The sequence below is a fragment of the Citrobacter koseri ATCC BAA-895 genome (assembly GCF_000018045.1).
GTDB lineage: Bacteria > Pseudomonadota > Gammaproteobacteria > Enterobacterales > Enterobacteriaceae > Citrobacter_B > Citrobacter_B koseri.
The window spans coordinates 952,291-965,017 of the sequence record NC_009792.1; the positions used below are offsets into that span (position 1 = coordinate 952,291).

Consider the following 12,727-nt stretch of genomic DNA (forward strand, 5'->3'; position numbering starts at 1 on the left):
TGTATTACTGATAAATAAAGCCGTCCCCACCTAAGCGGAGACGGCTTCGTTATACTAACAATTCAGCGGTTCTCCTGAACCATCATATAAGGCGACACATATGCTTTTCTGCATATATCCAGATAGTCCGACCACCACTGCATCATCGCCTTGCGGGCTTCCAAGTGTTCTGCCTTGTGAATATAAGCCATGCGCACGGTATTGCGCTCCTGATGACTCATCTGGCGTTCTACTGCATCCTTTGCCCATAAACCCGATTCCATCAGCGCACTGCATGCCATCGCCCGAAAGCCGTGGCCACAGATATCCTTTTTCGTGTCGTAGCCCATCACCCGCAGTGCCTTATTGACCGTGTTTTCACACATTGGCTTATACGGGTTATGGTCGCCGGGGAAGATCAGTTCATTATTACCGGTGATATCCTTAATCTGTTTCAGAATGGCGATGGACTGTTCTGAGAGGGGGACGATATGCGGCATTCGCATTTTTGCCCCGCGGCCGGAATAACGCACGCCAATAATGGGTTCTCGCGTCGCGGGTATCGTCCAGACTCGGTTTGTGAAATCAATCTCTGACCAGCGGGCGAAACGCAGTTCACTGGAGCGAATGAACACATGCAGCATCAGCAGGACGGCCAACCGCGTCAGTTCACGGCCCTGATGATATGCCTCAATACGTTCAAGCAGTTCAGGCAGCCGCTCCAGTGGCAGGGCAGGATAGTGCCGTCTGACAGGAGGTGTGGTCACGCCGCCAAGATTTGCTGCCGGGTTCGTATCGATTAACCCCTGATGAACCGCATGGCGCATTATGTTACTCAGGTGCTGCCGCGTGCGGGACGCAACTTCCAGCAGACCTTTTTCCTCGATCCTTTTCAGCAGGTCAATGAAATGACGGGGTTTAAGTTCTGATACAGGCAGGTTGCCAATGACCGGAAAGATGTGATTGTTCATGCTGGCAAGCAGACGGTCAGCGGTGTTCTGCGACCATTTTCGGTTACTTTTATGCCACGCCAGCGCCACGTTTTTAAAAACTTTATCCGGTGTTCGTGAGCCACGTTCAGCAGCCCGCTGCTGTACCGGGTTGATATTCAGCGCCAGCATTTTACGGACACCTTCACGCTGCTGTCGCGCATCAGAGAGGGAGACGGCAGGATAGGCACCCAGCGCAATGCGCGATTCTTTACCGTTAATACGGTACTTGAGATACCAGTGACGTGAGCCACCCGGCTTGACCAGCAGATACAGACCGTGGGAATCGGAGACTTTAAAGGGTTTATCAGAAGGCTTGAGAGTGCGGATTTTCGCGTCGGTAAGGGACATATGGGGGTCGCTCCATTATCGAACTAACCTGACCCCAGATTTGACCACCAATTTTTCCCGATGCGGAGGGTAAAATCAAAATGCACCGGGAAGAGTTTTCACGCTAACCTGTTGAACCAACATCATATAATGATTCGCAAGGATGCATGAAAACAGCAAATTGGCTCCTCTGACTGGACTCGAACCAGTGACATACGGATTAACAGTCCGCCGTTCTACCGACTGAACTACAGAGGAATCGTGTGAACGGGGCGCATATTAACGACGCCCACGATCATTGTCAAAGGGTGAAATGCGATTGCGCGTTCGTTTGCTGACAAAATCAACAAAGCGATGATCTTTCATTCGGCCACTATTTTGCGCCATTCTGGTGCAAACGTACCTCTTATGGGGCAGATCGGAAACTGTTGTTAACGTTAAAAACGTTGTCTTGTAATCACATTCTCTTATTTGACAGCAGGTTAGCATAAAAATCAGCGTCGGCCAGAAACTGGCAAGCCTTTTGCAAAATCCTCCATAACATGACAGCCAGTATCATGACTGGTATTCCTGACAGGAGGCAAAATGAACTTCAGACGACTGAAATACTTTGTGAAAATCGTCGACATCGGTAGCCTGACGCAGGCCGCGGAAGTATTACACATTGCGCAACCCGCACTCAGCCAGCAGGTCGCTACGCTGGAAGGGGAACTGGATCAGCAATTATTGATTCGGACAAAGCGCGGCGTGACGCCGACTGAAGCAGGAAAAATCCTGTATACCCATGCGCGAACGATTTTGCGTCAGTGTGAACAGGCACAGCTGGCGGTTAATAACGTCGGGCAAACGCTGAGGGGGCAGGTGTCTATTGGTCTGGCGCCGGGAACGGCCGCTTCGTCGGTGACGATGCCGCTGCTACAGGCCGTGCGGGCGGAATTGCCAGAGGTGTTGGTCTACCTGCATGAAAACAGCGGGGTGGTGCTGAATGATAAATTACTCAGTGGCCAACTTGATATGGCGGTTCTTTACGAGCGTTCTCCGGTGGCCGGTATTACCAGCCAGCCGCTGCTGAAAGAAGATCTTTTTCTGGTGGGAACCCGGGATTGCCCTGGGCTGAGCGTGGATTTAACGGCGGTTGCGGAGATGAATCTGTTCCTTCCTCGCGACTATAGCGCCGTTCGTTCGCGCGTGGATGAAGCCTTTTCCTTACGCCGATTGACCGCAAAAGTGATTGGCGAAATCGAATCCATCGCGACATTAACAGCGGCTATTGCCAGTGGGATGGGGGTGACGGTGTTACCGGAGTCGGCAGCCCGATCGTTAAGCGGCGCGGCAAATGGCTGGATGGCGCGTATCACCACGCCGTCGATGAGTTTACCGCTGTCGCTGAATATGTCGGCGAGGGGGAGTCTGACACCGCAGGCACAGGCAGTGAAAGAGATCCTGATGTCGCTGGTGAGCCGCCCTATGCTGGAAAACCGTGAACTTCTGCTGGTGAGCTAGGCGTTATTCCATCGCGGTATAAGATGCAGGTTTTTATTATTTGTTATGCCGGGCTTCAGACTTTAACAATAGCGTCATGTCTGATGTCTTCGGAGCGAAGCGTGAATTTCCAGCAACTTAAAATCATCCGCGAGGCGGCCCGTCAGGATTACAACCTGACTGAAGTCGCCAATATGCTTTATACCTCTCAGTCGGGAGTGAGTCGGCATATTCGCGAGCTTGAAGATGAGCTCGGTATTGAAATTTTTATCCGGCGCGGCAAGCGCCTGCTCGGGATGACAGAACCGGGTAAGGCGCTGCTGGTCATTGCCGAGCGCATCCTGAATGAGGCCAGCAATGTTCGCAGACTGGCCGACCTGTTCACCAATGATACATCTGGCGTACTGACCATTGCCACGACGCACACCCAGGCGCGATATAGTTTACCGGAAGTGATCAAAGCCTTTCGCGAGATTTTCCCGGAAGTCCGACTGGAGCTTATTCAGGGCACGCCGCAGGAGATAGAGGGGCTGTTGCAAAACGGTGGCGCGGATATCGGCATTGCCAGTGAGCGTCTGAGTAATGATCCGTTGCTGGTGGCCTTTCCCTGGTTTCGCTGGCACCACAGTTTATTAGTACCTCGCGATCATCCCCTGGTGCAGACCTCGCCACTGACGCTGGAAGCGATCGCGCACTGGCCGCTAATCACTTATCGTCAGGGCATTACAGGGCGCTCCCGTATTGATGAAGCCTTCTCCCGCAAAGGGTTGTTGCCGGATATTGTTCTGAGCGCTCAGGACTCTGATGTGATCAAAACGTACGTTGCTCTGGGGCTGGGGATTGGATTGGTCGCCGAGCAATCCAGCGGCGAGCAGGAAGAGGGGGCGCTGACGCGTCTTGATACCCGACATTTATTTGATGCCAATACCGTCTGGCTGGGGCTGAAACGCGGACAGTTACAGCGCAACTATGTCTGGCGGTTTATTGAGTTGTGTAATGCGGGGCTGTCTGTCGAAGATATTAAGCGGCAGGTGATGGAGTCGGATGAGGCGGTCATTGATTATCAGATATAAAGCAAAAAGCCCGCTAAAAAGCGGGCTTCTTTAAATTTGGCTCCTCTGACTGGACTCGAACCAGTGACATACGGATTAACAGTCCGCCGTTCTACCGACTGAACTACAGAGGAATCGTGTGAACGAGGCGAATAATACTGACCGCTCTGTAACGTGTCAACAGTAAAATTCGCACGTCATTTCAATTGGTTAATTAATCTTCAAAACCACGATTTAATGGACGTGTGATGTCGGTATATTGTCCTCTTCTGGGTTATCACGCAGTCGCAGTAAGGGGTCCTGGCGATAAAACTGACAAAAACGTTGCCACAATGCCGGGAAACGCGGGGCGAACAGTTCCGGGGCGCTGAAGAAGTATTCTGACAGAACCGCAAAGCATTCAGCAGGGTCGGTTGCTGCGTAAGCATCAATGCTGGATGCGGTTTCACCCACAAGATCAATTTCATCCTGAATATTGTTCATAGCCGCGTGGAGATCGTGCTCCCAACTGGCCACTTCGCGCAGAGGAATCAACGGGATGCCGCTGGCCCGGTCGCCATTGCGCATATCAAGTTTATGCGCCACTTCATGGATAATCAGATTGAAGCCGGACGCATCGAAGGAGTCCTGGATATCAAGCCAGTTCAGAATTATTGGGCCTTGCTGCCAGCTTTGCCCGGACTGGACAACGCGCTGGTTATGCACCAGACCAATATCATCTTCCCATTCATCATCCACAACAAAAGGCACAGGGTAGATCAGCACTTCATGGAAGCCATCGAGCCATTCGATGCCCAGCTCCAGAACCGGGAGACAAAAAAGCAGCGCAATACGCGCGCTTTTCAACGCATCCAGTTCAAATCCCTGAAGAGCGACCAACCTTTTTTGCTGTAAAAAACGCTCGGCCAGCGCAATTAATCTGGCTTGCTCTTGCGCGGTCAGGTTGACCAGGAGGGGAATTGCCAGGGCGTCATCCCACGGCAAGGCCGCATTCTGGTCTGTTTCGTGTACTTTCCAGGGCCACTTAATCATCGTTTTGCTCGCAAACTCGTCACTTGAACAAAATTGCAGGAACAGGGTCTGTTAAAATGCCAAATTACCTGGCATCATGGCAACCACCAGAACGGAGAGATGCCGGAGCGGCTGAACGGACCGGTCTCGAAAACCGGAGTAGGGGCAACTCTACCGGGGGTTCAAATCCCCCTCTCTCCGCCACTATTCAAGCACTTAGTTCACTCCCTTTCAACGACCCCCGTCACACTTGGTATAGTGTTGGTATATTCACCGGGTATGCTTCTCGCCATCATCCTCCTCCGATTTTTCCAGAACAGGACGAGTCAGCATCGGGGAACACTTGCGCTTTGCGATCGGCAACAAACCTCTGGCTTTCCGTTTTATGACCGGAGAATAACGGCTTCTCTTTGCCGGGTTCGCCGCGAATTTAACCGGTTATCTTATTTGGCAATATTGGTGAAGCACTGACAGGCAGTACAGAGAGAAATTGTAGAAGTTTTAAGATAGCAATATGCCATTGAGTGGATTTTTCTATTTTTCAGGTGAGGATTAATAGGTGTAATCCTGTTAAACGGCCTCAATCAAGATATGAAAAAATGTATATTTGACTCCGAAATAGCATTCTTTGACGCCGACAGCATCAACGAGTTTTTATCGAGTTCGTTTTTGATACCTTAAATATAGCAGCTTCCGGTCAGTCGAAGTTTCTATTAACAGTCGCACAAGTAAGAATCGCATATCGCTTCTGATTTTTGTGTGAACTCACTGTTTGCTCATTGATACTTAATTCACTCTGACAAGGAAATGGCAATGAAAAAGGTTCTTCTCTCTGCTGCAATCGCGACTGCATTTTTTGGCATGGCTGCGGCAAATGCTGCTGATACTAATGTCGGCGGCGGTCAGGTTAATTTCTTCGGTAAAGTTACCGACGTATCTTGTACTGTTTCCGTAAACGGCCAGGGCAGCGATGCTAATGTTTATCTGTCTCCGGTAACGTTAACGGAAGTTAAAGCTGCGGCTGCGGATACCTATCTGAAACCAAAATCTTTCACCATCGATGTTTCTAACTGCCAGGCGGCGAATGGTGATCCACAAGATGACGTGAGCAAACTGGGTGTGAACTGGACCGGCGGCAACCTGCTGGCGGGCGCTTCCGGCAAACAACAGGGCTACCTGGCCAATACGGAAGCGGCTGGCGCGAAGGATATCCAACTGGTTCTGTCTACCGATAACGCCACCACGCTGGCCAAGAAAATCATCCCGGGAGACACCGCTCAGCCGAAAGCGACTGGCGACGCGGCTGCCGTTCAGGATGGCGCGCGTTTCACTTACTATGTTGGTTATGCCACCAGCACGCCTGACAGCGTGACAACCGGTGTGGTCAATAGCTATGCGACTTACGAAATTACCTACCAGTAATATCGGCTGAGAGATAAAACCGCCTCGCGCCGGGGCGGTATAAAACGATAATAAAGCGGCCGCTGCTGCCGCTTATTTTTTATTCAGAGGTCAGCATGAAGCTTATTGCCCTTTTTTTCTGTTTCATTTTTAGTTTTGCGGCTAATGCTAATAACATTATTGTTAATGGCACCCGCTTTATTTATCCAGGAAATGAAAAAGAAATAACGGTGCAGCTCTCTAATACCGCAGATCGTCCGGCACTGGCACAAGCCTGGCTGGATAACGGTAATGCCGATGCGACGCCGGATACGATTACTACACCATTTATTATTACACCACCTATTTCCCGCGTTGACGCTAAAAGCGGTCAGACTTTGCGTATTAAGCTCGGCAGCAATGCAGGGCTCGCTAAAGATAAAGAGACATTATGGTGGCTGAACCTTCTGGAAATTCCGCCGGTAGAGGCTAACCAGAAAAATGAAGGGCAGAATATTCTGCAACTGGCGATTCGTTCTCGCTTTAAGTTTATCTATCGTCCGAATGGATTAGGCAACCGTGATGCGGCGGCGGAAAAGTTGGTGCTTTCCGCCAACGGCAGCAGCCTGTCCGTCAACAATCCCACGCCTTTTTATATCACCGTAAGCCGTATCTCTCGTGACGGCGGCAAAGCGCTGAACAGCAAAACGGTGATGTTTGCCCCACAGTCCAGTCAGACCATCGCACTTTCCTCGACAGTGAACAAAGGCGAGACCCTGACTGTTAACAACATTAATGACTATGGCGCAGATGTCGCAGTGAAAGTTGCCGTTAAATAAGGGAAACGATCATGAAGCAGAGGTCAATCCGCCCGGAAAGATTAAGTACGGCAATTGCGATTGCACTGTACTGCTTTCCGCCATTTTCAAGCGGCCAGGAAAACCCAGGAACGGTTTATCAGTTTAACGATGGCTTTATTGTCGGCAGTCGCGAAAAGGTCGATCTGTCGCGCTTTTCCACGAGCGCTATCTCCGAGGGCGTTTACTCACTTGATGTGTATACCAATGGTGAGTGGAAAGGCCGCTACGACCTGAATATCACCCGTGGAAAAGACGGCAAAATGGGCGTCTGCTACACCAAAGCGATGCTGATGCAATACGGTATCTCGCCAGAAAAATTTAACCCACAGCTTAGCGCGAAAGAGGGCTATTGCGGACGACTGCAAGAGTGGCGTAACGAAGAAAATGTCAGCGACAACCTGATTCAGTCCTCTCTGAGGCTGGATATTTCCGTACCGCAAATCTACGAAGATCAGCGCTTTAAGAATTTTGTCAGCCCGGAGTTCTGGGATAAAGGCGTTGCGGCGCTGAATTTAGGCTGGATGGCGAACGCCTGGAACAGCCACACGTCATCGGCCAACGGGTCAGATAACAGCAGCGCCTATCTTGGCGTTAACGCGGGTCTTTCCTGGGACGGCTGGCTGCTCAAACACATTGGTAACCTGAACTGGCAACAGCAGCAGGGGAAGGCGCACTGGAACAGCAACCAGACCTACCTGCAACGTCCGATTCCGCAAATTAACTCGATTGTCAGCGGTGGGCAGATTTTTACCAACGGTGAGTTTTTCGACACCATCGGCCTGCGAGGGGTAAATCTGGCGACCGATGACAATATGTTCCCGGACGGTATGCGTTCCTATGCCCCGGAAATTCGCGGCGTGGCGCAAAGTAACGCGCTGGTGACGGTACGTCAGGGCAACAATATTATCTATCAGACCACCGTGCCGCCGGGACCGTTTACGTTACAGGATGTTTACCCTTCCGGCTATGGCAGCGACCTTGAGGTTTCAGTAAAAGAAGCCGATGGCTCGGTACAGGTGTTCAGCGTGCCTTATGCCTCGGTAGCGCAATTACTGCGTCCGGGGATGACCCGCTATGCGCTCTCTGCCGGTAAGGTTGATGATAGTTCGCTGCGCAATAAACCGATGCTCTACCAGGCGACCTGGCAACAGGGCTTAAATAACCTGTTCACCGGCTATGCTGGCGTGACCGGTTTTGATGACTATCAGGCATTCCTGCTGGGGACCGGGATGAACACCGGCGTCGGCGCCTTGTCATTCGATGTCACCCATTCGCGGTTGAAGAGCGATACCCTTGACGAGCATGGTCAGAGCTACCGCGCCACCTTTAACCGTATGTTCACCGAAACGCAGACCAGTATTGTCCTGGCGGCGTATCGTTACTCCACCAAAGGCTACTACAACCTGAACGACGCGCTGTACGCCGTCGATCAGGAAAAGAACCACAACAGCAACTACACCGTGTGGCGACAGAAAAACAGCATGACCTTTACCGTAAACCAGAACCTGCCGGACGGCTGGGGCGGTTTCTACTTAAGCGGTCGGGTTTCGGATTACTGGAACCGTTCAGGCACGGAGAAGCAGTATCAGCTCAGCTATAACAATATGTTCGGTCGCCTCTCATGGTCGGTCAGCGCTCAGCGCGTCTATACGCCGGACAGCTCCGGTCATCGTCGCGACGATCGCGTTTCGCTCAACTTTAGCTACCCGCTGTGGTTCGGCGAGAATCGCACCGCGAATCTGACGTCAAATACCTCGTTCAACAACTCGCACTTCGCCAGCTCGCAGATTGGCGTCAACGGCTCGCTGGACAGTGAAAACAACCTCAACTACGGCGTATCGACCACCACCGCGACTGGAGGCCAGCACGATGTGGCGCTGAACGGCAGCTATCGTACCCCGTGGACCACGCTGAACGGCAGTTATAGCCAGGGCGAAGGGTATCGTCAGAGCGGTCTGGGCGCCAGCGGGACGCTGATTGCCCATCAGCATGGCGTGGTGTTCTCGCCGGAAAGCGGCACCACGATGGCGCTGATCGAAGCGAAAGATGCCGCAGGCGCCATGTTGCCAGGTTCGCCGGGGACCCGCATTGACAGCAACGGCTACGCCATTCTGCCGTATCTGCGGCCTTACCGGATTAACGCCGTTGAAATTGACCCGAAAGGCAGTAATGACGATATCGCTTTCGACCGTACCGTGGCGCAGGTTGTGCCGTGGGAGGGGAGCGTAGTCAAAGTTGCCTTCAATACCACGGTGCAAAACAACATCACGGTGCAGGCGCGCCAGGCGAATGGCCTGCCGTTACCGTTCGCCGCCACGATTTTTGACCCGAGCGGAAAAGAGATCGGTGTTGTGGGGCAGGGCAGCATGATGTTTATCAGCGACGCCAGCGCGTCAAAGGCCACGGTTAAGTGGAATGGCGGGCAATGTACGGTGGATCTGAGTCAGGCAAAAACAAAGGAAACGCTATGTCGCTGAGTAAAAGACTGACGCTTTTTATTGGATTAATGGCGCTGGGGACAACGTCGGCATGGGCTTTCTGCTCGCGCCTTTCACAGCCGACGGTGACATTAGACATGGCCATCGGGCGAGTGGTTGTTCCGCCGGATCTGCCGGTGGGCTCAGTGATTGTGTCCCGTGACTGGACAATGTCGGCGTCGGGTGGAGCAAGCTATAGCTGTTCAGCCGGTACTAACCGTTTTGCGGCGAAAATTGTCGTGCCCGGAGCCACCGACCTGGGGAATAAAATTTATTCGACAAACGTAGACGGCATCGGCTTGCGTTTTAGTCGCGGTGGCGCAACGGTCAATATTGTCTACCCGGATGTCTACTCCTCCTATGTCAACAGGCAGACCAATTATTCACTGGAAGGCTCCCGTTTTACGCTGGAAGTGATTAAAACTGCGAGCGTGACCGGCAGTGGCACCCTGGCGGCGGGGAAATATACCTCTTATGACTGGGAAAACGGCAGTAACCCGATCCTTGAAACGTTCCTCAGCGCCAATGCCATCACCGTCGTCTCGCCCTCCTGTACCGTGTTAAGCGGTAAGAATATGAACGTTGATATCGGTACGATTAAGCGCAGCGATCTGAATGGCGTTGGCACCACGGCGGGAGGCAAAGATTTTAATATCCAGTTGCAGTGCAGCGGCGGCGTAAGTGAATCCGGTTTCGCCAATATCCATACGACATTTTCCGGCAACCTGGCGACAAGCACCACTGCCGCTCAGGGCGTGCTCATCAACGAAAAAAGCGGAAACGCTGCGGCGAAAGGGATTGGCGTCCAGGTACTGAAAGATGGCACCCCGCTGGAATTTAGCAAGAAATATAATATCGGCACCTTGCAGACCCAGGAAACCCGTTACATTACATTGCCTTATCGTGCACGCTTCTATCAATACGCATCGACCACAAGTACCGGTGAGGTGGAGTCGCACATGATCTTTAACCTGACGTACGATTAATTCGGGAGGTGGGTATGCGTGATTCAGCACAGTATAAAAATATCAGACGACTCACTCAGTTGACCCTGATAAGCGGAATGCTTGTCGCCTCTTCAGCGTGGGGATTTGAAACCAATTACGATAGCGGACGGGTGGACTTCGCAGGACGAGTGACGGATATCTCCTGTAGCGTGGCGCTCAACGGGGGCGACAATGCGGGCAGCGGTAGCGTCTGGCTGGCTCCGGTAAGCCTGGCGGAAGTACATGCCCGTGGCGCGGGCGCATTTATGAAACCGCAATCCTTCACCCTGGAATTGTCGAACTGTCAGTTACGTCATGATGGTGGCGCTGCGAATAACGATGAGATCAGCACGGTAAGTGTGCGCTGGATTGATGGATTCACGGTCAATACCGTCGGCAACGAAAATGCCGGTTATCTGGCGAATACACGAGCGGATGGGGCCAGCCATATTTTTCTGGCGCTGTCGACCAACGACAATAATACGCTGGATAAAAGCAACAAAATTGTTCCGGCTGACCCGCAGCAAAACCGGGTGCCTTTGGTGGAAAAAGCGGTAAGCGGCGGTGTGTTTACTTATTACATCGGTTACGTTACGCCAGCGCCGGAGAAAGCGACCAGTGGCCCGTTGACCAGTTGGGCAACCTGGGAGTTAGTGTATAACTGATTTCTTGCGTGTGAAGGTTGATTTTGATGCCGGAATCTTCCGGCATTTTTTTCCCTTTTTTAAACCGTAATCTCTTCTTTGACCAGTTGTTCAATACTGACTTCTTTCCAGTAATGCCCCTGAATGGCAAACCACTCCATACCCTGCAACCATTTCTTATGCGCTTCGCTTTCGACGCCTTCAATAATCACATTATGTTGGTTACGGGAAAGGAAAGTGACCAGCGCATCCATTAATGGCCGACCAGACTCTTTCTGCATTAAATGCCAGAAGAAGTTTCTGTCGATTTTGACATAGTCAAAATGATAGCCACGAATCGCGTTAATTCCCGCGTAGCCAGCGCCAAAGTCATCGAGCCAGAGTAAGGAGCTGTGGGAATCACACCAGGCGGCGAGAGAGTTATTCAACAGTTCGTTAGAGTTTTCCGTGAGTTCAAAGTGAACGCAGCCCAGTGCTTTGACTTTCGCTTTCACTTCTGGCCGTAGCAGGACGCTGAGTATATGGTCGTCAACGTTAATCGTGGCAGAAACATTGTTTTTTATAAACCACGCTTTATGTTTTTCTATTAACGCCAGTTGTTCCATAAAGATACTTTCCCGTAAGTCCGCATTGGCATAACGAAATAACTCTTCTGGAGAAACAGGGATATGGTCAAAGCGGCTCAGGCACTCAACGGCGACAAGCGCCCCGAGAGGTGAAAACATTTTTTGGAAGACATATCGAACGGATATATCGCTACGTGACAAATTATGATTGAAAAACATAAGTGCGTCCATTATATCTCGTCAGAAATCAGTTCAGCGGTGAGAGGGGGTGGTATTAATATAAGTGATATTTTTGTCGGTGAAAATGATTGGCAGGGGGCTGGTTAACAATTAATTATCGGTTTTTGATTGGTCATCTGCACATTTAATATGTTTAGCATCGAAACATATTGACGATTCTTTTGTTCATCACTTGCGAGTTATTCATGCCTAACTTTCTCATAATACTCGCTCTGTGAGTGTGGGCTGTTTTATAGTCAATATTGAGAAGCTCTGCTATTTGTTTATTGTTATGGTTGGCAATCATTAGCGCCAGCACCTGCTGCTCCCTGGTAGTGAGTTTTCGCCGGGTGTATAAGCGCTGATATTCGCGGGCCGTTAAAGGATGTTTGAAGATGGCCGAGAGATCGGAGCAAGACGCGTTTTCCGTCAGAATCAATACATTTTCAAGATCGAGAAGTTCACGGCATAAGCTGGCGAGGTCGCTTTTTACAATCAGAACGAGCAGCGTGCAGTGCGTGAGATACATTCGTAATCTATTGAGTAAGGCGACCGTTCTGGCCGCAGAGATATCCTTATGAATGACATTGATAATAATCGTACCCGACTGAGGGGCACAGGTTCTCCCGGCGATCTCCTGATAGCCCAGCGTGGTAATATTTATCTCATTGTCCACCATGTAATGCAGGATTGATTGCCCAATGAGATTATCATCAGTGTAAAATAATAAATTACTCAATGTTTTCTCGGTC

11 protein-coding genes and 3 tRNA genes are annotated in these 12,727 nt (G+C 51.1%); 8 read left to right on the forward strand and 6 right to left on the reverse strand.

Features of this window, described 5'->3' with window-relative positions; translation table 11 throughout:
• Nucleotides 1-62: 62 nt before the first annotated feature.
• Both CKO_RS04150 and CKO_RS04155 read right to left on the reverse strand, forming a co-directional pair.
• Nucleotides 63-1,319, reverse strand: a complete 1,257-nt coding sequence (locus CKO_RS04150; protein WP_000059621.1) for a tyrosine-type recombinase/integrase — start codon at nt 1,317-1,319, stop codon at nt 63-65.
• Between the two features lie 161 nt (nt 1,320-1,480).
• Nucleotides 1,481-1,556, reverse strand: a tRNA-Asn gene (locus tag CKO_RS04155).
• A gap of 327 nt (nt 1,557-1,883) precedes the next feature.
• Between CKO_RS04155 and nac the strand changes: the two genes are divergently transcribed.
• Complete coding sequence (gene nac / locus CKO_RS04160; protein ID WP_012131861.1) at nt 1,884-2,801, forward strand: nitrogen assimilation transcriptional regulator NAC; 918 nt, start codon at nt 1,884-1,886, stop codon at nt 2,799-2,801.
• Between the two features lie 101 nt (nt 2,802-2,902).
• Nucleotides 2,903-3,853 (forward strand): HTH-type transcriptional regulator Cbl, encoded by a 951-nt coding sequence (gene cbl / locus CKO_RS04165; RefSeq protein ID WP_024130225.1) that lies wholly within the window; start codon nt 2,903-2,905, stop codon nt 3,851-3,853.
• Nucleotides 3,854-3,890: 37 nt separating this feature from the next.
• Here cbl and CKO_RS04170 read toward each other — a convergent pair.
• Both CKO_RS04170 and mtfA read right to left on the reverse strand, forming a co-directional pair.
• Nucleotides 3,891-3,966: transfer RNA gene (locus tag CKO_RS04170), tRNA-Asn, on the reverse strand.
• A gap of 100 nt (nt 3,967-4,066) precedes the next feature.
• Nucleotides 4,067-4,864, reverse strand: a complete 798-nt coding sequence (gene mtfA, locus CKO_RS04175; protein ID WP_012131863.1) for a DgsA anti-repressor MtfA — start codon at nt 4,862-4,864, stop codon at nt 4,067-4,069.
• Nucleotides 4,865-4,957: 93 nt separating this feature from the next.
• Here mtfA and CKO_RS04180 point away from each other — a divergent pair.
• The 6 genes from CKO_RS04180 to CKO_RS04205 all read left to right on the forward strand — a co-directional run bounded on the left by CKO_RS04180 (nt 4,958) and on the right by CKO_RS04205 (nt 11,211).
• Nucleotides 4,958-5,047 (forward strand) — tRNA-Ser (locus tag CKO_RS04180).
• A gap of 609 nt (nt 5,048-5,656) precedes the next feature.
• The gene (locus CKO_RS04185; protein ID WP_024130226.1) at nt 5,657-6,265 is read left to right on the forward strand and encodes a fimbrial protein; all 609 of its coding nucleotides are present in this window, start codon (nt 5,657-5,659) and stop codon (nt 6,263-6,265) included.
• A gap of 95 nt (nt 6,266-6,360) precedes the next feature.
• The gene (locus CKO_RS04190; protein ID WP_012131866.1) at nt 6,361-7,062 is read left to right on the forward strand and encodes a fimbrial biogenesis chaperone; all 702 of its coding nucleotides are present in this window, start codon (nt 6,361-6,363) and stop codon (nt 7,060-7,062) included.
• An 11-nt stretch (nt 7,063-7,073) separates the two neighbouring features.
• The gene (locus tag CKO_RS04195; RefSeq protein ID WP_012131867.1) at nt 7,074-9,560 is read left to right on the forward strand and encodes a fimbria/pilus outer membrane usher protein; all 2,487 of its coding nucleotides are present in this window, start codon (nt 7,074-7,076) and stop codon (nt 9,558-9,560) included.
• Nucleotides 9,551-10,546, forward strand: coding sequence for a fimbrial protein (locus CKO_RS04200; RefSeq protein ID WP_012131868.1), 996 nt, complete (start codon nt 9,551-9,553; stop codon nt 10,544-10,546). Before CKO_RS04195 ends, CKO_RS04200 begins: the two co-directional genes overlap by 10 nt.
• Nucleotides 10,547-10,560: 14 nt before the next feature.
• A complete protein-coding gene (locus tag CKO_RS04205; protein ID WP_012131869.1) occupies nt 10,561-11,211 on the forward strand; it encodes a fimbrial protein in 651 nt (216 codons plus the stop codon).
• Between the two features lie 59 nt (nt 11,212-11,270).
• On the opposite strand, the gene mrkJ is transcribed toward CKO_RS04205, so the two are convergent.
• Nucleotides 11,271-11,987, reverse strand: a complete 717-nt coding sequence (mrkJ, locus tag CKO_RS04210) for a cyclic-di-GMP phosphodiesterase MrkJ (RefSeq protein ID WP_012131870.1) — start codon at nt 11,985-11,987, stop codon at nt 11,271-11,273.
• Between the two features lie 142 nt (nt 11,988-12,129).
• On the reverse strand, nt 12,130-12,714 hold the full coding sequence (locus tag CKO_RS04215; RefSeq protein ID WP_024130227.1) for a helix-turn-helix domain-containing protein: 585 nt from the start codon (nt 12,712-12,714) through the stop codon (nt 12,130-12,132).
• Nucleotides 12,715-12,727: the final 13 nt, after the last annotated feature.

Coding starts and splice junctions, on each gene's coding strand:
- CKO_RS04150 (WP_000059621.1), bottom strand. CDS start 1,319: ATGTCCCTTACCGACGCGAAAATCCGCACTCTCAAGCCTTCTGATAAA.
- CKO_RS04185 (WP_024130226.1), top strand. CDS start 5,657: ATGAAAAAGGTTCTTCTCTCTGCTGCAATCGCGACTGCATTTTTTGGC.
- CKO_RS04200 (WP_012131868.1), top strand. CDS start 9,551: ATGTCGCTGAGTAAAAGACTGACGCTTTTTATTGGATTAATGGCGCTG.
- mtfA (WP_012131863.1), bottom strand. CDS start 4,864: ATGATTAAGTGGCCCTGGAAAGTACACGAAACAGACCAGAATGCGGCC.
- CKO_RS04195 (WP_012131867.1), top strand. CDS start 7,074: ATGAAGCAGAGGTCAATCCGCCCGGAAAGATTAAGTACGGCAATTGCG.
- nac (WP_012131861.1), top strand. CDS start 1,884: ATGAACTTCAGACGACTGAAATACTTTGTGAAAATCGTCGACATCGGT.
- CKO_RS04205 (WP_012131869.1), top strand. CDS start 10,561: ATGCGTGATTCAGCACAGTATAAAAATATCAGACGACTCACTCAGTTG.
- CKO_RS04190 (WP_012131866.1), top strand. CDS start 6,361: ATGAAGCTTATTGCCCTTTTTTTCTGTTTCATTTTTAGTTTTGCGGCT.
- mrkJ (WP_012131870.1), bottom strand. CDS start 11,987: ATGGACGCACTTATGTTTTTCAATCATAATTTGTCACGTAGCGATATA.